The following is a 22133-nucleotide window of genomic DNA, read 5'->3' as shown; positions in this document are numbered from 1 at the left end:
GCTCGTAGACGACCCGCGCGATTCGGTTGACCAGGCGCGCCGCGGTCGTGGATCGGTATCCGGACGGCAGGTCGCGGTGGTCGCCGCCGTCGCCGCTGTGCCCGTACTGCTGGTCACGCTGCAGATTGTGGCCTCCCACAAGAACTTCGAAGGCCCGCTGGTCAGCCTGTGGCGTGACTACGTCGGGACACCGAAGTCGATATCGGTGCCCTGGGCTGGACTGGCCCTGGCGCTGGTCGGCCTGAATTGGAAGTGGCGCGGTATCGCGCTGGGCGCCGCGGTGGGGATCGACGTGGTGTTCGCGACCGCCCGATTGCTGGTCGACGGGAATTTCGCCCTGGGCAACGGCCCGACCATCGTGCTCACCGCCATCGGTATCGGCGCGTGCTGGGGATGGCGTTCCGCTGTCCGGCGCGGCGCGGATACGCGACCATTCACCACGGCGCTGCACGCCGCCGCTCTGGGGGCGCTGCTGGCACTCGCCACCAAGGTCGGTGACGTGTGGCTGCACATCACCATTCTGGCCGGGCCCACCGTGCTCGATCCGTACGTGCTGCTCGCCGACCACGCGCTGGGTGATCCGGCCTGGTTCATGGGCCAGCTCGTCGACGCGCTCGGACCCGTGGTGTACGCCGTGCTGCACTGGGTCTATATCGAACTGCCCGTCGCCGCCATGGTGGTCGCGGCCTGGCAGTTGCGCGGTGTCGTGACCCACCGGGTGTGGCCGGATCACTACCTGGTGCGGACCTTCCTGCTGCTCGGCCTGGTGGGACCCGTTGTGTACGTGCTCTTTCCCGTGGTCGGGCCGATGTTCGCCTACGGTCCCGATGGAAACGGTTTGCAGATCGGCAATTACTGGCCGCAGCTGGTGCCGCCCATGGAGCAGAATCCCGCGCCCATGCCATTCGACAATGCGACGCCGCGCAATTGCATGCCCTCCATGCACACCGCCTGGGCCATGGCCATTTTCGTCCATACGCGCCGCGATAACAATGGCGCGCCCGCGCCGCGCTGGCTGCGCTGGGGCGGAACCTTCTGGCTGGCGGCCACTCTCACCGCGACCCTCGGTTTCGGCTACCACTACGGCGTGGACCTGGTAGCGGGTGCGGTGCTGTGCCTCACCATCGAATCCGTGTTGCGCGCTCCCGATCGCGGTTGGGGCTGGTTCCGCGTTCGTCTTGTCGCGGGCGGTGCGGCGCTGCTGGCCGGACTGCTGCTGGCATACCGATTCCTGCCGGTGACCATGGCCGAATCCCCGGTTATCGCAGGCGCTCTGGTGCTCGGGTCCTTCGCCGCTTTCGTGACGCTGTTCTATCGCACCTGGTTCGCGGCGGCCGTACCTTCCGAATCCCGCCAGGTCGTTACTGTCCGCGGCTGATTTCTAGGTATCGGAATCGGCGTCCGAGTCAGGGGAGCTGCCCGGTGCCGCCCCGGTGGGCTCGGTGGCCGGGCGGCTGATGTGCAATAGCCGCCAGCCGATCAGGCATCCGATGGTGATGGCGAATGCCGCCCACGCCGGGGATGCGGAATCCTGCGGCGTTATCGTGCACACCAGGGGGTCATCGCGGTTCTCCCGCAGCACGTAGTTCCCGCGCGAGACGAAGTCCCGCAACCCGAGTACCGCCGACGGGACAAAGAGCATCACGGTGCCCAGGACCCGGTTCGGCACAAAGCGCGGTGTGGCCGACCCCAGGGCGTATCCGGCGATCCACGCCAGCGCGGTGGTGCCGATCATGATCAGTAGCGAGCTCTCGGTATTGGATGTGAACGCGGTGTACACCGCCAATCCCAAGAGGGCGATCAGACAGGCGGTCGGGGCGGGCTTGCGGCTGCCCCCGAGCAACCCCAGCGCCGTCACGATCAATAGCAGTGGAATCGTCCAGGCCGGCACCGAGGCGGCAATGGCGGCGCTGCCGACCGCGCTCACCGCCACCACGAGTAGCACCAGTCCGCCATCGCGACCCGGCAGCAGCATGGCGGCGATAATCGCGCCGCCGACGGTGGCCAGCACCGCCACCCCGATATCGGCGAGACTCTGCCCGTGCCGGGACAACCACTCGGCGCTGAATATGAAGACCAGCACCAGCAACACACCCGCCAGGATCGGCGTCATGGGGAGTTCGATCGAAGGTCGGTCCACGGGACGGCGTTTGCGATTGGCCAGCGCGCTGATGGTCAGTAGCGCCATCGTCACCAGAATCATCCACATCGGCGGCATATCGGTGGGGTGCCAGTTCGCCGCCGGGACCGTCTCGTTCAGAAATCCGCCCACATGGGGGAGTGGATTCACCGAACCGATCAACACGCTGGTGAGTACGCCCAGTGTCCAGCCGTAGGCCGGGAGCCGGTGATGCAGTACCGCCGCGCCGAGCGCGCCCAGTGCCGCGCCTCCGGCCAGGGAGTCGATGAAGTTCATCGTCGATAGCGACACGCTCGACGGATGGCTCTCCCCGAAGACGTGATTGATCAGCAGCACCGACATACCGCCCAGAGCGGTAATCCACGCGGCGACAACGCTGCCGAGCGTGGTGAGCAGTACCGCCGTGATCAATGCGGCCAGCGCTCCGGCCGCAATGGCGCGCGGCAGGCTGTAAGCCAGCAGATCGAGTTGCAATGCCGAAGTTTGAGATGTCCAGGCAAAGTCGATAGGCATCGCCAGCGACAGTCCGGCAACCGTCGCCGCGACTAGCGCTGTGATCGTTTCGGCTGCTACCTTATACGCCCTCACCAGCCTGAAACTACCGTTGTAGACGCAACCGAACAGTCCGACTCGCCTGATGTGCGAGGTTTGCTGAACGAATTCATAAGCGACCGACTGGTCTGCTTTTGGCTGGATAGCAGCTATTGCGGCAACTACTGAGCGTCAACGCGCGATGTCACCCACCCTCTCGTCATTCCGGCGCGCTTCTGGCCGGAATCCACCCTCGATCGGAAGTGGATCCCGGCCAAAAGCACGCCGGGATGACGGGGCGAGAGAAATCACGCGGGGATGACGGGGGCGACGAGAAAGCACGCCGCGATGATGGGGTGGCGCGGAAGCGTGCCGGGCTGATGGGGTGGCGAGGAAGCGCGCCGGGATGGCGGGGTGGCGAGCTGCGATCGGTAGAGACGTGGTCAACAGTGCTTCCGGCAAGAACACGCCGGGGTTTCTGATGCGTCGCTCGGCAGTCGTGGATCCGCCCGCGCGCGGAGGGGCTCGGGTCCGACCCTCGGTGCGCGAGTCCGCTCAGCCCGCGCTGGCACGCTGGGCGGCATACAGCCGCAGCGTCTCCACCTGCACGGGGTCGAGGGACGGGCGTACCGCTGCCCGCGCCTTCGCTATGTCATCGGCGGTGACGTCGGCGGTGTGGACATCTCGGCGCATGGCGGCCAGCGCCGCCTCGCGGAGTAGGGCGGCGCAGTCGGCGGCCGAATAGCCGTCCAGATCCGCCGCCAGTACCCGGAGCCGGATATCGGGGGCGAGAGGTACGGATTTGGCTGCGGTGCGCAGGATTTCGGCGCGGGCGGCGGTGTCCGGCGGCGGGACGAAGATGAGTTTTTCCAGTCGGCCCGGGCGGGTCAGCGCCGGATCGATGAGGTCCGGGCGGTTGGTGGCGGCGACCACCACCACATCGCGCAGCGGCTCCACCCCATCCATTTCGGTGAGTAGGGCCGCGACCACGCGATCGGTGACGCCCGAATCGCTGCTCTGGCCGCGGCGGGGTGCGAGGGCGTCGATTTCGTCGAGGAAGATGAGCGAGGGGGCGGAATCGCGGGCGCGCTGGAACAGTTCACGCACCGCCCGTTCCGAGGAGCCGACCCACTTGTCCATGAGTTCGGCGCCCTTCACCGACTGCACACTCAACTGTCCGGTTCCGGCCAGGGCTCGGACCAGGAAGGTCTTACCGCAGCCCGGTGGGCCGTACAGCAGGACGCCGCGCGGCGGATCGATACCGAGGCGGGCGAAGGAGTCCGGATGGCGCAGCGGCCACAGCACCGCCTCGGTGAGTGCCTGTTTCGTCTCGACCATATCGCCGACATCGTCGAGGCTCAGGCTGCCGATGGCGAGTTCTTCCGTCCCGGAGCGCGACAGCGGCCGAATCACCTGCAGCGCCCCGACCAGATCGTCCTGCAGCAGTATCGGGTCGGTGTGGTCGCGGCTGGCCCGCGATGCTGCTCGCAGTGCGGCCTCACGCACCAGCGCGGCCAGATCGGCGATAGCGAATCCGGGTGTGCGGGCAGCGATTTCATCGAGCTTCAGGCTGTCTGTGGGCACCTTGCGCAGCAGCTGCTCCAATAGCGCCGTGCGCACGGCGGCGGTCGGCAGCGGCAGCGCCAGTTCGCGGTCGCACAGGTCGGGGGCACGGAGGCGGGCGTCCACCCGGGATGGGTGCGCCGTCGTGGTCAGCAGCGCCACCGCCGGGGAGGCCACCGCCGCGCGCAACTGGTCGAGAATAAGGGTCGCGACCGGTTCGGCCTCGGCGGGTAGTAGCGCGTCGATATCGGTAATGAGCAGCACACCCCCTGCGCCGGAACAGATTTCGGCGACCGCCATGCCCACTTCACGCAACCGGTTGCCGCTCTCGGCCGCACCGACCGAGGGTCCGTCCAATTCCACCAGCCGTCGCGGTGAGATCACCGCCCGCGCCAGCGTCGACTTACCGACGCCGGCGGGTCCGGAGATCAGAACGCCGAGATGCGGTGGGGCGCCGAGGGTTTTCAATAGTTCCGGTTCGTCGAGCGCGAGATTCAGCCATTCGGTGAGCTTGGCCGCCTGCGCCTGGACACCCGCCAGATCGGCCAGGGGTACCGCCGGCGTCGCTATGGTCGGTGGCACCCGCCCGGATGTCGTCGCCTCATCGGTAATGGCCAGCGGCCGATCGGTCTCCGCCACCCCGGGGCCCCACACCACCGCGCTATTGGGCTGCACGCTCACCGGGCCCGGCGCGGGATCGGTGGCGGTCACGGTCAGCAATTCCGACGTCCACGCGATCCCGAACGTGCGCGATAATGCCTGGCTGGCAGCCGAAGTGCTCGTTCCCGGCCCCAGATCGCGCGGCAGCAACGACACGGTATCGCCCACCGTGACCACCTTCCCCAGCAAGGCCTGTCGCAGCGTCGCCTCCGGAATGGTCCCCGCCGCCAACGCCGACCCCGTCACCGAAATCTGTTTGGCCCCATAGACGGTCACCGGTGAGACCACCACCGCCGAGCTCTCCTTCACCCCCGCATTCGACAGCGTCACATCATCCACCAGCACTACCCCGGTCGGTGTCCCCGCCGGTGCGACCGCCACCACCGCGGCGGTTCGCCGCGCCCCCATCAACGCCACTCCATCCCACTCCCGCAACCCCAGCGCCGCCAGCGCCTCCGGATGCAACCGCACCAGCCCCCGCCGCGCATCAGCGGCCGAGATATTGAGACGAGCGGTCAACGCGAGTTCTGGCACGCAAACCATTGTGCCTGCCCCGCCCCGCTTCGCGACCGCCCCGCGAATTCCCGCACTACTTCCATCCTTTCCCGCGCTACTTCCGCGCTTGCCGGGCCAGGCGGTTCGGTAGCGCAATTCGTCAGGGCCGCGGCTGTGCCGGACGGCCCGGCCCGATCACAGGAGGTTTCCCGGATCCCGCGGAGCCACGCACCAGGCCCGAAGAACGCCGAAAATGGCCGAAGCCGCGCGGTTGCGTGAACCGCGCGGCTTCTCCGAGTGGGGTGATCTCAGTGGTTGGCGTCTTCGCGATACGGCTGCCGGGCTCCTGGCCGCCGCAGCCGCAGCCGCGCCGACGACACCCGTCCGATGGGCCGCATCCGCCGCTGGGCCTTGCGCTGGGCCCGCCGTTCGGCGGGCTTGTGGTGCCAGGTCTCCGGCCGCGCCGCGACCCAGCGGGCCGAGCGAATGGCGAACGGAATGTGGCCGAGGTAGAGCGCCACCAATCCCATCATCAGGATCAGCGGGTAGGTGACCAGCAGTGCGGCGGCCAGCGCCACCAGGACCAGCAGAATGGGCGCGGTGCGCGGGGCCACCGAGACCGACTTGACGGCCAGGGTGGGCACCGTGCTCACACACAGCAGGCCGGTGAATACGATCCACACCGCCACCGCCGGGAAGCTCACCCACCAGCCGTCGCCGAACTGCTCCGACAGCGCGATCGGCAGCAGCACGACCAGCGCTCCGGCCGGGGCGGGCACGCCGACGAAATATTCACGCTGCCAGTCGGGGATGTTGTCGTCGTCGTCCATCAGGGTGTTGAAGCGGGCCAGCCGCAACACCATGCAGACCGCGAACATGAGCGCGAGGATCCAGCCGACACTGTCGGTATGCAGGAATGTCACGTACAGCACCAGGGCGGGTGCGACACCGAAGGCAATGGCGTCGGACAGCGAATCCAGCTCCGCGCCCATTTTGGTGGTGGCATCCAGCATGCGGGCCAGCCGACCGTCCAGCATGTCGAAAATGGCGGCCGCGCCGACCAGCGCCAGCGCGATACCGAGCTTGCCCTCGATACCGAACTTCACCGCCGACAGACCCGAGCACAGCCCCAGAATGGTGACCATGCTGGGCAGCAACCGCACGGTGCGGCGACCTCGGCGCTGATGATCGGTGGGAGAAGGCGCAAGCTGCTCCATCATGAATCCAGTTCGGCCAGCACCGTTTCCCCGCCGATAGTGCGCTGGCCCGGGTTGACGAGCAGGCGGGTGCCGATCGGGAAGTAGGTGTCCACGCGGGAGCCGAACCGGATGAGTCCGTAGGTGTCACCGATGGCCAGCTTGTCGCCGACCTTGGCCTCACAGATGATGCGACGCGCCAGCAGTCCCGCGATCTGCACCACCACCAGGCGTTGTCCGCCCTCGGTTTCCAGCACCATGCTGTTGCGCTCATTGGCTTCGCTGGCATCGGGCAGGTCGGCGGAGAGGAACTGCCCCTTCTTATAGGCGATCTCGGTGACCACACCGCTGACCGGAACCCGCTGCACATGCACATCGAGTACGGACAGGAAGACGCTCACGCGCGGCAACGGCTGATCACCCAGCCCGAGCTCGGCGGGCGGCACGGCGGTATCGACCAGTGCGACCTCACCGTCGGCGGCGGAGACGATCACTCCGGCCCGGTTCGGCGGCACCCGGTGCGGATGCCGGAAGAAGGTGGCGCAGGCGGCCGCGGCTGCTAGGCCCGCGCGACGCACCCACTTGCGCCGGTATCCGATCGCGGCCACGGCCAGCGGGGCCGCGACGAACGGCAGACCGGCGGGATGCAGCGGCGGGATCGCGGAGCGAACCAGATCGGCCACATGGCCGAGTCCGGTGGTTTCGGGAGTGCCGGGCGGGGTGGGACGGCGGGCCACAAGCTCCTCTTTCATGCGTGGATAGGGGCGGTCAGGGACCGCGCTCACACCTTACGGGAATGCGCCGCCTCCCTCGTGTTCTCGGCTGTAGGTGCGATACCGCAGATCATGCCGAAAGGATGCCGAGAAGTTGCCGTGACGTGACAGGGCACCGGCGCGGCGCATGGCCGACCGGTGCCCGTACGTCGAGTCACTGACGCGTGTGGGGCGGAATCAGACGCCTGCGCGGCGTCCTGTCACCAGCTTCACCAGGAACAGCAGGATCGTCGCGCCGCCCAGGCAGGTGAGGAAGCTGAAGATGAGGCCTGCGCCCTCAACGTCGACACCGAAGAGGGTGAGAATCCAGCCGCCGAGTAGGCCGCCCACCACGCCGACGACGATATTTAGCAAGATGCCCTGTTGGGCGTCAGTGCCCATGAATTTGCTGGCAATCCATCCGGCGAGTCCGCCAATGATGATCCAGCCGATGATCCCGAGGCCGAGCATGCTGTTCTCCCTTGATCCGAGAAACGGGTGAACCAGTCGGGGTGAACCGACGTGGCCCACATTGCAATACCCCTCAGTAGTGAGAATACGCACTCGCGGTCGAGCCTGTTCCGATTAATATGAGGGGGCCTCATGTCTACGGTGTCGCAGGCCGGCCGTGGGGGACCCGATGAAGGTGACAGCTCGACGCGCAGTACATAGGAGAAGATGATGCCGGCTCGACTTGCCTCGATCCGAGGGGCAGAGCACACCGCGATCCTTGGGCTCGGCGTCTATCGCCCAGCAAGGGTCGTAACCAATGACGAGGTCGCGGGACCGATCGATTCGAGTGACGAATGGATCCGTACCCGCTCGGGGATCAAGACCCGCCGGTTCGCCGACGCGGACGAAACCGTCAAGAGTATGAGCGTGGCGGCCGCCAGGGACGCCATCGAGGCCGCCGAGATAGCCGCCGATCACATCGATTGCGTCATAGTCGCTACCTCGACCTGGCTGCTCCTCACCCCGGCCGCCGCGCCGCAGGTCGCCACCGAATTGGGGATCAACGGCGCCGCCGCGTTCGATATCTCGGCCGGCTGCGCCGGTTTCTGCCATGCGCTCGCGGTGGCCTCGGATCTCGTCAAGGGCGGCACCGCCCGGAACGTGCTGGTGATCGGCGTCGAGAAGCTCACCGACACCATCAATCCCAAGGATCGCTCCACCGCCTTCCTCTTCGCCGACGGTGCGGGCGCGGTGGTGGTCGGCCCGTCGGAGGAGCCCAATATCGGCCCCACCGTCTGGGGTTCGGACGGCACCCAGCATCACGCGATCCGCCAGGACAAGGACTGGATGGAGTTCTTCCGCGAGATCGACGAGCAGGGCACCGACGCGGTGCGCCCGTATCTGGCGATGGAGGGTACGGCCGTATTCCGCTGGGCCGCGCATTCGCTGGAGAAGGTGTGCCGCGATGCCGTGGACAGCGCCGGAATCACCGTCGACGACCTGGACGCCATGATCCCGCACCAGGCCAATGGCCGGATTATCGAGATCATGGCCCGCGTCCTGAAACTGCCGGAGAATTGCGCGCTGGCCAATGACATCGAGGAGGCCGGAAATACCTCCGCCGCTTCGATTCCGCTGGCCATGGAGGCCCTGCTGCGTAACGGCGATGCCAAACCGGGCGGCACCGCGCTGCTCATCGCCTTCGGCGCGGGTCTGTCCTACGCCGCGCAGGTGGTCACGCTGCCGAACTGGAAGTAGCGCCGCACCGTCGTCCCGGCCGCGTGAATACCGCCGGGATGACGGTCGGTTACTTCAAATTCCAGGTGACCTGCACCGTGAAGCTCACCGTCTGCTGACCGGGTTCCAGGGCGAAATCGCTGGTGGGCGCGGATTCGCGATACATCGGAGTGTTTCCGCCATTGCTGCTCTCGGTAATGGTCTCGACCTCACCGAGCTTCAGTCCGGACAGGTCCGCATACTCCTGCGCACGGGATTTCGCGTCCTCGAAGGCGCGGGCGCGCGCATCGGTCAACAGGGTGGAGTTGTCCGCCAGATCGAAGGACACATTGCTGATGCGAGTGTCATTGCCCCCGGCCTTGACCGCGGCGTCCAACACCGCCGACGCCTTGCTCAGGTCACGCACCACGACGTGGACCGAATTGGTGGCGCGATAGCCGGTGATATTGCGGCCCTCCGGCGCGTACTCCGGCTGTACCGATAGTTGGCTCGTCTGAATATCCTCGCGCTGCACCCCGGCATTCACCATGGCATCGGCCATGGCCTTGGCCTTGGCGTTCACGCCGTCCACCGCGGCGGATACATCGCCAGCGTTCACCTGGGCGCCGAGATCGGCATTGAGGATGTCGGGCGCACCCCGTACCTCCCCGGTGCCGACCACGCTGACATTGCGATCGCGGTCGGAATCGGAACTACCGCAGCCGGTCAGCACCAGCGCGAAACCGGCGGCTGCGGCACAGATGGTTGTCATTCGTCGCATACCCAGCGAACCTACGCCCGCGCCGACGTCCAACCCGGTAGAAACGGCTGCGATGCCGTAACCACCTACTTCTCGACGACGGCCTTGATCTTGCTGAGGGTTTCGCGCATCCCCTGCTCGAGCTTCTCCTCGAACGGCTTCTCGCCGCCCATGGCGGCATCGATGGCCTTGCGCGAGATCCAGGTGGTGGTGCCGTTCGGGCAGTCGCGACGCTGTACGAGCCGGGTGCCATCGGTGGTGGGCTCGAGAATGAAGCTCCACACGGTGCGGTTCATCGGGACCCGGAAGGCAATGGCCTTATTCGGCTCGAAGCGGACCACGCGGGATGTGGTGGGCCAGTAGGCCTTGCCGTCGGTATTGAAGTTGAGGGTCCAGGTTCCGGTGCGAACGGCCCCGAGGGGCTGCATACGCAGGGTTTGCGGGCTGAATTCCGGCATCCGCTTGAGATCGGAGATGACCGCCCAGACCTTTTCCGGCGCCGCGGCGATATCGATGCTGGCTTCGATGTTCTTGGGCAACGCTCAGGCCTCCGGGAGCTGGAACTAGGGGTGGAACACATCCTAGTTGGGCCCGGTGTGGCCGCGGCAATCGAACAGAGGGCCGAACACTGAAAATCAACTAGATCACATTCCGGTGCGCTGGCGGCGCTGCACGTAATAACCGGCGCACAATGGCTGATAGACGTAGCAAGACACTGCCTCCAGCTTCGACTGAAACGTGAGGTGATCGGCCGTGAATCTGCGCTCGCTCCTTCAACGCAAGCAGGGCAACGAGACCGTGCCCCTGCTGCCGCCGCCAGAAACCGATGAGATTCGGTCCATGAACTCCGGCAAGCGGTCCCGACCGCCCAATGAGGAGCGCCTCGAACGGCTGCTCACCCCGTCCGAGCTCGATCTGGTTCAGCAGCATCAGATTTGAGCCCGCGGCGAACGCGTCGGCCCGGTTTGACGTCGACGTTCATACTCGTTAGGTGACTTCACCTGCTGCCGTGAAACCGGCCATTCTCAGCGTGGACGACGATCCCGGCGTCTCACGTGCGGTGGTCCGCGACCTGCGCCGCCGCTACGGGGCGGACTATCGAATTCTGCGGGCCGAGTCCGGTGCGGACGCGCTCGATGCCCTCCGGGAGATGAAGCTGCGTGGTCAGCCGGTCGCGGTCCTCATTGCCGACTACCGGATGCCCGGTATGGATGGCATCGAATTTCTCGAGCAGGCCATGGACCTGCATCCGCATGCCCGCCGCGTACTGCTGACCGCCTATGCCGACACCAATGCCGCCATCGAGGCGATCAATGTGGTCGATCTCGATCACTATCTGCTCAAGCCCTGGGATCCGCCGGAGGAGAAGCTGTACCCGGTGATCGACGCACTGCTGGAGGCGTGGCGCGGTGATGAGCGGCGGCCGGTGACCGAAACCAAGGTGGTCGGACACCGCTGGTCGGCACGCTGTTCGGAGGTGCGGGAATTCCTGGCGCGCAATCAGCTGCCGTATCGCTGGTACCTGGCCGATGAGCCGGAGGGCGCGCGACTGTTGACGGCGGCGGGAGCCACCGAGGACCAGTGCCCGGTGGTCATCAATCCGGCCGGGGAAGCGCTGATGGAGCCGAGCGACGCGCAACTGGCTGCCAGCGTGGGTCTGAATACCAACCCATCGGGTGAGTTCTACGACCTCATTGTGATCGGCGGCGGCCCCGCCGGTTTGGGCGCGGCGGTTTACGGCGCGTCGGAGGGCTTGCGCACCGTTCTGGTCGAGCGCACCGCGACCGGCGGCCAGGCCGGGCAGAGCTCCCGCATCGAGAACTACCTGGGCTTCCCGGATGGATTGTCCGGCGCGCAACTGGCCGATCGGGCGCGGCGACAAGCGGTCAAATTCGGCGCCGAGCTGGTGACCGCCCGTGAGGTGCAGACCATCGAACCCTGTGGTTCCGCGCGTGTGGTGAAGTTCGCCGACGGCGGCCATATCGCGGGGCACGCGGTACTCATCGCGACCGGCGTCAACTACCGGCACCACCCGGCCCCCGGCGTGGACGACTTCACCGGCCGCGGCGTCTACTACGGCTCCGCAATGACCGAGGCCTCCGATTGCTCCGAACGTGACGTCTACATTGTCGGCGGGGCGAATTCGGCGGGCCAGGCGGCAGTCTTCCTATCCCGGCACGCGCGCGATGTGCACATTCTGGTGCGGGCGGAGTCACTGGTGGATTCCATGTCGCACTACCTGATTCAGCAGATCGAGCGTATCCCGAATATCAAGGTGCACACCCGCACCGAGGTGGTCTCCGTCGACGGTGACGATCACCTGGAGCGAATCGTCCTACGCGATAACGACACCGGTGTCGAGGAGAAGGTCGAGGCGGAGCGGCTGTTCCTGTTCATCGGTGCCGCACCGGAAACCGAGTGGCTGGACGGTGTGGTGCAGCGCGACAGCGACGGATACGTGGTGGCCGGACCCGATCTCATGGTGGACGGTGAACGTCCGGCGGGCTGGGAGCTGCCCCGGCCGCCCGGCCATCTGGAAACCAGCGTGCCCGGCGTCTTCGTGGCCGGTGATGTGCGATCGGACTCGGCGAAACGGGTGGCGTCGGCGGTGGGCGAAGGTGCCATGGCCGTCATGCTCGTGCACCGCTACCTGGCGAAACAGTAGGAGGCCTGATGGGCGCCCAGGTGATTTGCGATCCCAACGAATTACGGGATCTGTTCCTGTTCGAGAAGCTGGACGACGAGCAGCTGGCCCTGCTGTGCCGCGAGGGTCGCGTCGAGTATTTCGAACCGGGTCCGGTATTCCGGGAGGGTGATCCCGCCACCTGCTTCTACGTGCTCATGGACGGCGAGGTGGTGTTGACCAAACTGTCCGGTGGCGAGGAGATCGAGCTGGTGCGTACCAGCCATCACGGTTCCTACGCCGGCGCGTGGACGGCGTATATGGGCGACAAGGTCGACCAGAACTACTCCGGCTCGTTCTATGTGACCCGTCCGTCGAAATTCTTCGTCCTGGATGCGGGCACCTTCGCCCGCGTCATGCAGGAGTGGTTCCCGATGGCGCTGCACCTGCTGGAGGGCGTGTTCTTCGGCAACCGCAATTCCAATGAGATCCTCGGGCAGCGCGAACGCCTGCTGGCCCTCGGTTCGCTGTCGGCGGGTTTGACGCACGAGTTGAACAACCCTGCGGCAGCGGCGGTTCGGGCCACCTCATCGCTGCGTGAGCGCGTCGCCGGAATGCGCCACAAGCTCAAGATGATGGCGCACGGCACATTCGACTCCAATACCCTCGAGGCGCTGGTGCAGTTTCAGGAGGAGGCGGCCGCACAGGTCGCCAAGGCTCCGACGCTCACGTCGCTGGAGGCCGCCGATCGTGAGGACGAACTCGGCGATTGGCTCCAGGCGCACGGTATTTCGAACGGCTGGGACCTCGCGCCCAACTTTGTACAGGCCGGATTCGATATCGACTGGTTGGAGAGGGTGCACGGCGCGCTCGCCGATTGTGAGGGTGTGTTCGAGGGCGCGATCCGCTGGCTCAACTACACGGTCGAGACCGAGCTGCTCATGAACGAGATCGCCGACTCCACCACCCGCATATCGTCTTTGGTGAACGCGGCCAAACAGTATTCGCAGATGGACCGCGCGCCCTTCCAGGTGGTGGATATCCACGAATTATTGGACAGCACCCTGGTCATGTTGGGCCGCAAGATCGGTGACGATATCGAGGTGGTCAAGGAGTACGACCGCGGGCTGGCGCCCGTGCCCTGCTTCGCGGCGGAACTGAATCAGGTGTGGACGAACCTGATCGACAATGCCATTGCCGCGATGAACAGCCACGGCACCCTCACGGTGCGCACCTATCGCGAGAACGACTGTGCGGTAGTGGAAATCGGCGACGATGGCCCCGGTGTGCCACCGGATATCCGTACCCGAATCTTCGAGCCGTTCTTCACCACCAAACCGGTCGGTGAGGGCACCGGGCTGGGTCTGGACATCTCGTTCCGCATTGTGGTGAACAAGCACGGTGGCGATATTCGCGTGGAATCCGAGCCCGGTAATACCCGCTTCATCGTCCGGCTGCCGCTGAATCCGCCGAAGGGCGCGGAAATCGAAGCGGCACAATCCGATACGGGAGGAAAGTGATGTCGAAGCAGATCGAGGGAATCGACGCCGCGGTGGCCCCCAGCGGTCCCGGCTGTGTGGAATGCGACGCGGCCCAGGGCTGGTGGGTGCATCTGCGCCGCTGCGCCCAGTGCGGCCACGTGGGTTGTTGCGACAGCTCCCCGTCCCAGCACGCCACCAAGCATTTCAAGCAGACCGGCCACCAGTTCGTGCAGAGTTACGAGCCGGGCGAGGAGTGGTTCTGGAACTACGCCACCAGCGAGACCTATGGGGAGGGTCCGGAATTGGCGGCACCGCGGCATCATCCGCTGGATCAGACGGTGCCGGGACCGCGTGACCGGGTGCCCGCGGATTGGCAGCGTCACCTGAATTGATCAGCGCGGCCACCTGAATCGCGGATGGCCCCGCTCGCCTATCGGTGGGCGGGATGACCTGCTGCCCATCTGGCGTCATCGACAGCGTGCGCGGCAGGTGATCCCCGGGAGCGCCCTTGGATCACGTCCCCGATGTGCGGGCGGGAGCCCTGTATCCCAAACAGCCAGCAAAGGAGAGCCGGTTTTGTCACCATAGGCGGACCGCGGCGGCGAGAATCGACTGTGAACGCACGAGTCCGGTCCGAGGGCGCACGGTTGTGGTCGCGCAGCGGTGACCGTCGTGGATGCTTCCGGAGGACGTCATGGCGACTGTGCTGGATACGTACGGGGTCCGTCCCGATGAGCGTGCAGACATGGTGGCCGATCATGTGGTCCGTGCCGCCGCGCCACAGTACGTCCTGCCCGAGACCGCCGGCGATCAACTGAACGCGCGTTTCGACCTGTGGGAACTCGGCGCGGCAACGATCTATCACGTCGAGTGCTCCGGATTCCGGCTCCTTCGTACGGGGAAGCAGGTATGCGGCGGACCGTCACCGGTAATTGCGCTGGGATTGGCCGAATCGGGGACCACCTGGCACCGCTTCGGTGCTCATGAGGCGGTCTGGTCGAATGAGTTGTTCGTCCTGGACTACAACCTGCCGTACGAAGTCGGTTGGCGTGAACTATCGAGATTCTCCGCCGTGCTGGTGCCGCTGGAGCAGTTGGGGCTGCCGGCCGAAACGATTCGAACGGCGGCGCTGCGGCTACTGGCCAGCCCGCTCCACGACCTGATGTCCAGTCACATCGAACTGCTCGTGCGCCGAGCCGACACACTCACCTCCGATCCGGCCGCCAGGGAACTCGGCAGCGCGAGTACAGAATTGGTGCGCGCGTTGCTGACCTCGGCCGCCGGCGCGAACAGCGTCGACGGAACCGCGGTGCCCGCCGACATCCTCCTGACCCAGGTTCGGGAATATGTGCGCCGCAACCTCACCGACTGCGACCTCGGCCCGGAATCGATCGCCCGCGCCCACAGCGTGTCGGTGCGCTATCTGTACAAGCTCTGTCACAGTGCGGATTTCCGTTTGGAGCAGTGGATTATCGGTCAGCGACTGGAACGGGTACGGGCCGAACTGGTCCGTCCCCGCAATGGTCATCGGTCGATCGCGGTGATCGCGGCGCTCGGGGGTTTTCGTGATCCCTCGCATTTCGCACGCCGATTCCGCCAGGCGTACGGGATGACCCCGCGGGAGTGGCGGTCCATCGCGCGTGAGCGATAGCCACCCCTGCCGAACGTGCGAAGGTGCTGAAGCGACCGTCCTGTTTCCTGCTCGCCTCCCCGGCATCGTGCCCACCCGGTACGCTGCTGCGAGCGCCGGGCAGGTCCGGCGCCCAGAACACACTCGGAAAGCACGGTATGAAGCGAATGTCGGTCATCGTCTGCGCGTTCGGCGCGCTGGCGTTGGGGCTGTCCGGCTGTGGGCAGGACGAGTCCCCTGAGGTGAACGGGCTGCGCAAGGTAACGCAGTCCAGTAGCTCCGAGGCGCACACCACCGCGCCCACCACAACCACGTTCACGGTCGTGGAGCCGCCCGCTGACGCGCCGACCACCCCGGCCCTGGCGAAGCAGACCACGGCCAATGGCGCGCAAACCACCTGCGGCGAATTCCGCGACCTCACCGACGACACCCAGAAACAGGTGATCGATCAGGTCCTGACCGCCAACCCGGGCTCAGAGCTGGAAGGTAGCCCCAACGTCGCCCTCGGCACCGCCAAACTCGCCTGCCTGGCCCAGACCTACACCGACACCCCCGTCGCCGTAGCCATCCGCGTCGCCGCGAAGTAATTCGGCGATCATCGGCTCGAACGGTGACCGCTCGTCATCCCGGCGTGCTTTTGGCCGGGATCCACACTCGGTATGCCTGAACCAATCGCAGTGGATTCCGGCCAAACCCACGCCGAAATGACGGTGTGGGTACCCCAGCGGTCGATGCCAGTCCGAATTGCCTGGGCGGTCGGGTGCAGTCGATCGCCAATAGGGATCGGTCGGCCGTTCATTGGTAGCGCGCGGACCGTGGCGGCGTGCGAGTGGTCACAGCGTTCGGCGGTCACGTAGGCGTATCGTCCCCGCTCGACCTAGTAGTGCGAGAACGGGTGGGCCAGTGGACATCGGTGGGCTGTCGGAATTCGAACGGCAGCGTCGGCGGTTGTTCGCGCTCGCGTACCGCATGTTGGGGTCGGCGAGTGAGGCCGAGGATGCGGTGCAGGAGGTCTACCTGCGCTGGGACGGTGCCGATCGCGCCGAAATCCGCTCCGCCGAAGCCTGGTTGACCACGGTGCTGGTCAATCAGTGCCGCAGCTGGCTGGATTCGGCGCGTGCCCGCCGCGAAACCTATGTGGGGGAGTGGCTTCCGGAGCCGGTGCGAACCGGCGACGGTGAACTCGGACCGCTGGAATCGGCGCAGCAGCGGGAGTCGGTGTCGCTGGCCTTCCTCGCACTGCTGGAACGATTGACGCCCACCGAGCGCGCGGTTTTCGTACTGCGCGAGGCTTTCGGCTACACACACCGCGAAATCGCCGACATGCTGCGGCTTTCCGAGGCCAATTCGCAACAGCTGTATCGGCGTGCGGGCCAGCGGGTGCGCGACGAGCGCCCGCGCTTCGACGCGACCCCCGAGCGCGTGCGAGAACTGCTGGACCGCTTCCTGTTCGCGGCCCGTTCCGGGGATGTGACCGCACTGGAGCGCATGTTCGCCACCGATATCGTGGCCAGGGCGGACGGTGGCGGCAAGGTAACCGCCGCCCGCAGGCCGATCGCGGGTGCGAATCGGGTGGCCCGCTACCTCACCGGCCTGCTCGATCGTGATATCTCGGAGCTGGAGTTCTCCGTCGAAGAGGTCAATGGTGCTCTCGCCCTGGTGGTTCGGGTCACCGGCGTCGTACTGGTGGTCGCCGCGTTCGATGTATCCGGTGACCTGGTGCATGCTGTCCGATTGATCTTGAACCCGGACAAGCTGGACTATTTCGCCCGCACCGACAAGACATCTCGCTGATCGCCGCGGGGGCGGTCGCCATCGTCGACGGGCCACAGTGACGCAGCACACGTCTCGGAGCTGTCAGGGATGGCATCGCTATCCGGTCTGAGGAGTATCGGCCCTTCGAAAGGAGTCACTCCAATGACCGAACAGCATCGGATTGTCGTACTCGGCGCGGGTTACGCGGGATTGTCGGCGGCCGGGCGCGCGGCGAAAGTGCGCGGCGCGCGGGTCACGGTGATCGACGCGCGAGCGGAATTCGTCGAGCGGGTACGCCTGCATCAGGCTCTGGTCGGCCAGCCGGTACCGCGCTGGAACCTGCGGGAGCGGCTGGAGCGCAAGGGCATCGAATTCGTCCAGGCCCGCGCCACCCACATCGACACCCGCGCTCGCCTGGTGGCCCTGGACGGTGACTGGGAGATCGCCTACGACTCGCTCGCCTACGCCCTCGGCAGTATCGCGGACGCCACCACCCCCGGCGTGGCCGAATACGCGCATTCGGTCGCGACACCGGAGGACACCGCCCGCGTACCCGCCCTCACCGGCCGAGTCGCGGTGGTCGGCGGCGGCTCGACCGGTATCGAGGTGGCGACCGAATTGGCTGAGACCCGACCGGATCTGTCGGTGCTGCTGATCACCTCCGCGGAACCGGCGGCCTGGCTGTCGGATCGGGCGGGTGCGCACGTGGCGGCGGTCCTGGATCGGCTCGGCGTGCGGGTCCGTTCCGGCACCAAGGTCATAGCGGTGACCCCGACCGGCCTCGACCTCGCCGACGGCGACCACGTCGACGCCGAAACAGTGCTGTGGACAACCGGTTTCGCCGTCCCGGAGCTGGCTGCCGACTCCGGTCTGGCGGTCGACCACCGCGGTCGCGTCCTGGTTGACACGGCCATGCGCTCGCAATCGCACCCGGAGATCTACGCCGCGGGCGACGCCGCCGTAATCCCCGGCCCCGGCGACCGTGACCTGCGCATGGCCTGCGCCACCGCGCTGCCCACCGGTACCCGGGCGGCCGCCGCCATCGCCGACGCTCTGCACGGAAAACCGGCTCATCCCTTGCGTTTCCGCTACTACATCCAGTGCCTGAGCCTCGGTCGCCGCGACGGCGTAATCCAATTCCTCCGAGCCGACGACACACCCACCGGCACCGTCCTGACCGGTCGCTCCGCAGCCTGGTTCAAGGAGGGAGTCGTCCGCGGCGCGGCCTGGACTGCTCGCCCCTAGGAATCCGGGCGTGTCGGCTTACCGCCACTCGGCTCCGGATTCGGGAATGATCGGATATGGGCCGATTGTCCGGGTCCGGTTTCGTCGAGTGGAGGAATGTGGCATGGCGGAAGTGCGCACCGAGGGACGGACGCTGGTTGTGGAGCCGCAGGGCTGGCACCGGTTGTGGACATTGAAGCGGCGCGTGGTGATTCCACTGAGCGAGGTGCGCGGGGTGGAGCTCGATCCGGAGCTGGCTCGCAAGCCCAGGGGTATTCGCTTCGGAGGTACCTACCTGCCGCGGGTGATCACGGCGGGGACCTACCTCCATAAGGGTAAGCGGACCTTCTGGGATGTGCGGAATCCGGAGAAGGCGGTGGTCATCGAGCTGTCCGATGGGAAGTACGCGCGGGTGGTGGTCGAGGTCGAGCGTCCGGACCGGGTGGTGTCGAAGCTGCGGACCGCGATCGGGCGCTAGTCCGTCGGCACTATCGTCAACTAATGGTTGACCAATGCTCAATGGTCAACCTATAGTTGACGCATGACGCACTCGCTCCGCCTCGACGACCTGATCGATGGCATCAAGAAGGCCCGCCCCGACAATGTGCTGGAACAGCTGTCCGACGCGGTGGTTCTCGGTGATCACCTCGATGGCCTGGCCGACCACCTGATCGGCCACTTCGTGGATCAGGCCCGCCGCTCCGGCGCCTCCTGGACCGAGATCGGTTCCAGCATGGGAGTCACCAAGCAGGCCGCCCAGAAGCGCTTCGTCCCCAAGGCCCCGGGAGCTCCGACCGAGGCCATGGACCCCAATGCCGGTTTCGCCAAGTTCACCCCGCGTGCCCGCAATGTGGTGGTGGCCGCGCAGGAGGAGGCCCGCACGGCCGGCAATGCGGAGATCCACACATCGCATCTGATCCTGGGCCTGCTCAGCGAGCCCGAAGGTCTTGCGGTGCAGGCCATCACCGCGAAGGGCATTGCCGCCGACGCGGTTCGCCGGGTGGCCGAGGCCAATATCCCCGCTGCCGGGGACGCGGCCCCGCCCGCTCTCATTCCATTCGACGCGCAGACCACCAAGGCGCTCGAACTCACGTTCCGGCAAGCCCTGCGCATGGGCCACAACTACATCGGCACCGAGCACATCCTGTTGGCCCTGCTGGAACTCGAGGACGGCACCGGCCTGCTCTCCGGCCTCGGATTGGACAAGGCATCGGTCGAATCGGATATCGCCGCCCTGCTGGCCTCCATCACCTCGGGCAAATAGTTCGCGTCGTGCGCACCTTCGCCGAGTCCGGGGGCAAGTCCCCCGGACTCCTCTTTGCGGTGGTTGGGGGCGCCCACCCCGACCTTGCACTCGCCATCGGTGAGTGCTAGAAATGGCTTTGGCACTCTCGACTTGTGAGTGCTAGGTCGGGACGGTGAGGCCGGTAACCCTGGTCGTCCGTCGCGGGCACCGCGCCTGGCCAGATCGTGTCAATCCCCTGATCTGGAGGATCTCAACGCAATGGCCAAGACAATTGCGTACGACGAAGAGGCTCGCCGCGGTCTCGAACGGGGTCTGAACGCCCTGGCCGACGCTGTCAAGGTGACGCTGGGCCCCAAGGGTCGCAACGTCGTGCTGGAGAAGAAGTGGGGCGCCCCCACCATCACCAACGATGGTGTCTCCATCGCAAAGGAAATCGAGCTCGAGGATCCGTACGAGAAGATCGGCGCGGAGCTCGTCAAGGAAGTTGCCAAGAAGACCGATGACGTCGCTGGCGACGGCACCACCACCGCGACCGTGCTCGCCCAGGCGCTGGTGCGCGAAGGCCTGCGCAATGTCGCGGCCGGCGCCAACCCGCTGGGTCTGAAGCGTGGCATCGAGAAGGCCGTCGAGGCCGTCACTGCCCGCCTCCTGGAGTCCGCCAAGGAGGTCGAGACCAAGGAGCAGATCGCCGCTACCGCTGGTATCTCGGCTGGCGACTCGTCCATCGGCGAGCTCATCGCCGAGGCCATGGACAAGGTCGGCAAGGAAGGTGTCATCACCGTCGAGGAGAGCAACACCTTCGGGCTCCAGCTGGAGCTCACCGAGGGCATGCGCTTCGACAAGGGCTACATCTCGGGCTACTTCGTCACCGACCCGGAGCGTCAGGAAGCCTCGCTCGAGGATCCGTACATCCTGCTGGTCGGCTCGAAGATCTCGACCGTCAAGGACCTGCTGCCGCTGCTGGAGAAGGTTATCCAGGCCGGTAAGCCGCTGCTGATCATCGCCGAGGACGTCGAGGGCGAAGCCCTTTCCACCCTGGTGGTCAACAAGATCCGTGGCACCTTCAAGTCCATCGCCGTCAAGGCGCCGGGCTTCGGTGACCGCCGCAAGGCCATGCTGGCCGATATCGCCATCCTCACCGGTGGCGAGGTCATCAGCGAAGAGGTCGGCCTGTCCCTGGACACCGCCGGCATCGAGCTGCTGGGCCAGGCCCGCAAGGTCGTCATCACCAAGGACGAGACCACCATCGTCGAGGGCGCCGGCGACGCGGAGGCCATCAAGGGCCGCGTTGCGCAGATCCGCACCGAGATCGAGAACTCGGATTCGGATTACGACCGCGAGAAGCTGCAGGAGCGCCTGGCCAAGCTGGCCGGCGGTGTTGCGGTCATCAAGGCCGGTGCCGCGACCGAGGTCGAGCTCAAGGAGCGCAAGCACCGCATCGAAGATGCCGTGCGTAACGCCAAGGCCGCCGTCGAAGAGGGCATTGTCGCCGGTGGCGGCGTGGCTCTCGTGCAGTCGGCTCCGGCTCTCGACGAGCTGAAGCTCGAGGGTGACGAGGCCACCGGTGCGAACATCGTTCGCGTCGCGCTGTCCGCGCCGCTGAAGCAGATCGCCTTCAACGCGGGCCTGGAGCCCGGCGTTGTCGCCGAGAAGGTCTCGAACCTCCCGGCGGGCCACGGCCTGAACGCCGATTCGGGCGAGTACGTCGACCTGCTGGCCGCCGGCGTTGCCGACCCGGTCAAGGTCACCCGCTCGGCCCTGCAGAACGCGGCCTCCATCGCGGCTCTGTTCCTCACCACCGAGGCCGTCGTCGCCGACAAGCCGGAGAAGGCTGCCCCCGCGGGCGGCGATCCGACCGGCGGCATGGGCGGCATGGACTTCTGATTCCGATCAGCAGTCCGCGCTGAACCATCCCGGTTCTCGCAGCACTCACCGAAGACCGGTCCACCTACGGGTGGGCCGGTCTTCGGCGTTATCGGTGGGATGCGAGGCCCGGGACGCCGTGTGGGAATTCATTCGGTGGGTCGGATTCCGTGGGTCCCAGCGCACGGATCGTGCGGAAGCAAGGCGGGTTAACCGATTCGGATGATTGGCTTTCGACGCATTCGAAGGGACCGGTCGCATTGTTTTAGGCGACTTCTTCGAAAGTTCGTGCGGGCAGGTCGCAATCGTGCGAACGTGCCAACTAAGTTTTGGGCCTCTGACCAGCCGATTTGACACTGCATTCGCCAACACGTAACTTATTCCAGGTCAGAGCGACACGGACACCGACCAGGGGCCGAGACGCTGATCAACTCGAGTATCTCGAGCGGATCTGCGAAGCCCCTTGGAAACGAGGTCGTACGAGGAGCGCCTGATGCTCACATGGTTCGGCCCGAACAGCGGATTTGGTTCTGCTGGGATGGTTGC

20 protein-coding genes are annotated in these 22133 nt (G+C 66.2%); 13 read left to right on the top strand and 7 right to left on the bottom strand.

Going from position 1 to position 22133, the window contains the following annotated elements; genetic code table 11:
• Positions 1–76 precede the first annotated feature (76 nt).
• Positions 77–1378 carry a phosphatase PAP2 family protein gene (locus tag NU1_RS36720; RefSeq protein ID WP_245720482.1) on the top strand — a complete coding sequence of 434 codons (1302 nt, stop codon included), beginning with the start codon at positions 77–79 and terminating at the stop codon, positions 1376–1378.
• A gap of 3 nt (positions 1379–1381) precedes the next feature.
• Here NU1_RS36720 and NU1_RS36715 read toward each other — a convergent pair whose 3' ends face one another.
• From NU1_RS36715 to NU1_RS36695, 5 genes are all read right to left on the bottom strand, one after another.
• A complete protein-coding gene (locus tag NU1_RS36715) occupies positions 1382–2653 on the bottom strand; it encodes a hypothetical protein (protein ID WP_169815192.1) in 1272 nt (423 codons plus the stop codon).
• A gap of 573 nt (positions 2654–3226) precedes the next feature.
• Positions 3227–5437 (bottom strand): AAA family ATPase, encoded by a 2211-nt coding sequence (locus tag NU1_RS36710; RefSeq protein ID WP_067528844.1) that lies wholly within the window; start codon positions 5435–5437, stop codon positions 3227–3229.
• 260 nt (positions 5438–5697) lie between these two features.
• Positions 5698–6606 carry a CDP-diacylglycerol--serine O-phosphatidyltransferase gene (gene pssA, locus NU1_RS36705; protein ID WP_067528843.1) on the bottom strand — a complete coding sequence of 303 codons (909 nt, stop codon included), beginning with the start codon at positions 6604–6606 and terminating at the stop codon, positions 5698–5700.
• A complete protein-coding gene (locus NU1_RS36700; RefSeq protein WP_067528889.1) occupies positions 6606–7322 on the bottom strand; it encodes a phosphatidylserine decarboxylase in 717 nt (238 codons plus the stop codon). The genes pssA and NU1_RS36700 overlap by 1 nt, the downstream gene beginning before the upstream one ends.
• A 213-nt stretch (positions 7323–7535) precedes the next feature.
• Complete coding sequence (locus tag NU1_RS36695; protein WP_067528842.1) at positions 7536–7808, bottom strand: GlsB/YeaQ/YmgE family stress response membrane protein; 273 nt, start codon at positions 7806–7808, stop codon at positions 7536–7538.
• Positions 7809–8018: 210 nt separating this feature from the next.
• Between NU1_RS36695 and NU1_RS36690 the strand changes: the two genes are divergently transcribed.
• Complete coding sequence (locus NU1_RS36690) at positions 8019–9047, top strand: beta-ketoacyl-ACP synthase III (protein ID WP_067528888.1); 1029 nt, start codon at positions 8019–8021, stop codon at positions 9045–9047.
• 49 nt (positions 9048–9096) lie between these two features.
• Here the strand turns inward: NU1_RS36690 and NU1_RS36685 are convergent, their stop codons facing one another.
• Positions 9097–9786 carry an SIMPL domain-containing protein gene (locus tag NU1_RS36685; protein ID WP_067528887.1) on the bottom strand — a complete coding sequence of 230 codons (690 nt, stop codon included), beginning with the start codon at positions 9784–9786 and terminating at the stop codon, positions 9097–9099.
• Between the two features lie 65 nt (positions 9787–9851).
• On the bottom strand, positions 9852–10304 hold the full coding sequence (locus NU1_RS36680; RefSeq protein WP_067528841.1) for an SRPBCC family protein: 453 nt from the start codon (positions 10302–10304) through the stop codon (positions 9852–9854).
• 214 nt (positions 10305–10518) lie between these two features.
• Here NU1_RS36680 and NU1_RS36675 point away from each other — a divergent pair, with 214 nt between their 5' ends.
• The 11 genes from NU1_RS36675 (at position 10519) to groL (ending at position 21608) form a co-directional block, all read left to right on the top strand.
• Positions 10519–10704 (top strand): hypothetical protein, encoded by a 186-nt coding sequence (locus tag NU1_RS36675; protein WP_067528840.1) that lies wholly within the window; start codon positions 10519–10521, stop codon positions 10702–10704.
• 52 nt (positions 10705–10756) lie between these two features.
• A complete protein-coding gene (locus NU1_RS36670; RefSeq protein ID WP_170264365.1) occupies positions 10757–12430 on the top strand; it encodes an NAD(P)/FAD-dependent oxidoreductase in 1674 nt (557 codons plus the stop codon).
• Positions 12431–12438: 8 nt separating this feature from the next.
• Complete coding sequence (locus tag NU1_RS36665; RefSeq protein WP_067528838.1) at positions 12439–13908, top strand: ATP-binding protein; 1470 nt, start codon at positions 12439–12441, stop codon at positions 13906–13908.
• Positions 13908–14261 carry a UBP-type zinc finger domain-containing protein gene (locus NU1_RS36660; protein ID WP_067528837.1) on the top strand — a complete coding sequence of 118 codons (354 nt, stop codon included), beginning with the start codon at positions 13908–13910 and terminating at the stop codon, positions 14259–14261. Before NU1_RS36665 ends, NU1_RS36660 begins: the two co-directional genes overlap by 1 nt.
• 302 nt (positions 14262–14563) lie before the next feature.
• A complete protein-coding gene (locus NU1_RS36655; protein ID WP_067528886.1) occupies positions 14564–15520 on the top strand; it encodes a helix-turn-helix domain-containing protein in 957 nt (318 codons plus the stop codon).
• 137 nt (positions 15521–15657) lie between these two features.
• Positions 15658–16086: a hypothetical protein gene (locus NU1_RS36650; protein ID WP_067528836.1), complete on the top strand. Its 429-nt coding sequence runs from the start codon at positions 15658–15660 to the stop codon at positions 16084–16086.
• A gap of 316 nt (positions 16087–16402) precedes the next feature.
• Positions 16403–17293: an RNA polymerase sigma-70 factor gene (locus NU1_RS36645; protein ID WP_067528835.1), complete on the top strand. Its 891-nt coding sequence runs from the start codon at positions 16403–16405 to the stop codon at positions 17291–17293.
• A gap of 123 nt (positions 17294–17416) precedes the next feature.
• Positions 17417–18499, top strand: coding sequence for an NAD(P)/FAD-dependent oxidoreductase (locus NU1_RS36640; RefSeq protein ID WP_067528834.1), 1083 nt, complete (start codon positions 17417–17419; stop codon positions 18497–18499).
• Positions 18500–18602: 103 nt separating this feature from the next.
• A complete protein-coding gene (locus tag NU1_RS36635) occupies positions 18603–18956 on the top strand; it encodes a PH domain-containing protein (RefSeq protein ID WP_067528833.1) in 354 nt (117 codons plus the stop codon).
• Between the two features lie 63 nt (positions 18957–19019).
• A complete protein-coding gene (locus NU1_RS36630; RefSeq protein WP_067528832.1) occupies positions 19020–19742 on the top strand; it encodes a Clp protease N-terminal domain-containing protein in 723 nt (240 codons plus the stop codon).
• Positions 19743–19982: 240 nt separating this feature from the next.
• On the top strand, positions 19983–21608 hold the full coding sequence (gene groL, locus NU1_RS36625; protein WP_067528831.1) for a chaperonin GroEL: 1626 nt from the start codon (positions 19983–19985) through the stop codon (positions 21606–21608).
• Positions 21609–22133 lie beyond the last annotated feature (525 nt).

The organism is Nocardia uniformis NBRC 13702, from assembly GCF_001613345.1.
Taxonomy (GTDB): domain Bacteria; phylum Actinomycetota; class Actinomycetes; order Mycobacteriales; family Mycobacteriaceae; genus Nocardia; species Nocardia uniformis.
Note: the sequence above shows the minus strand (reverse complement) of the source record. Positions and strands in the feature narration are given on the sequence as shown.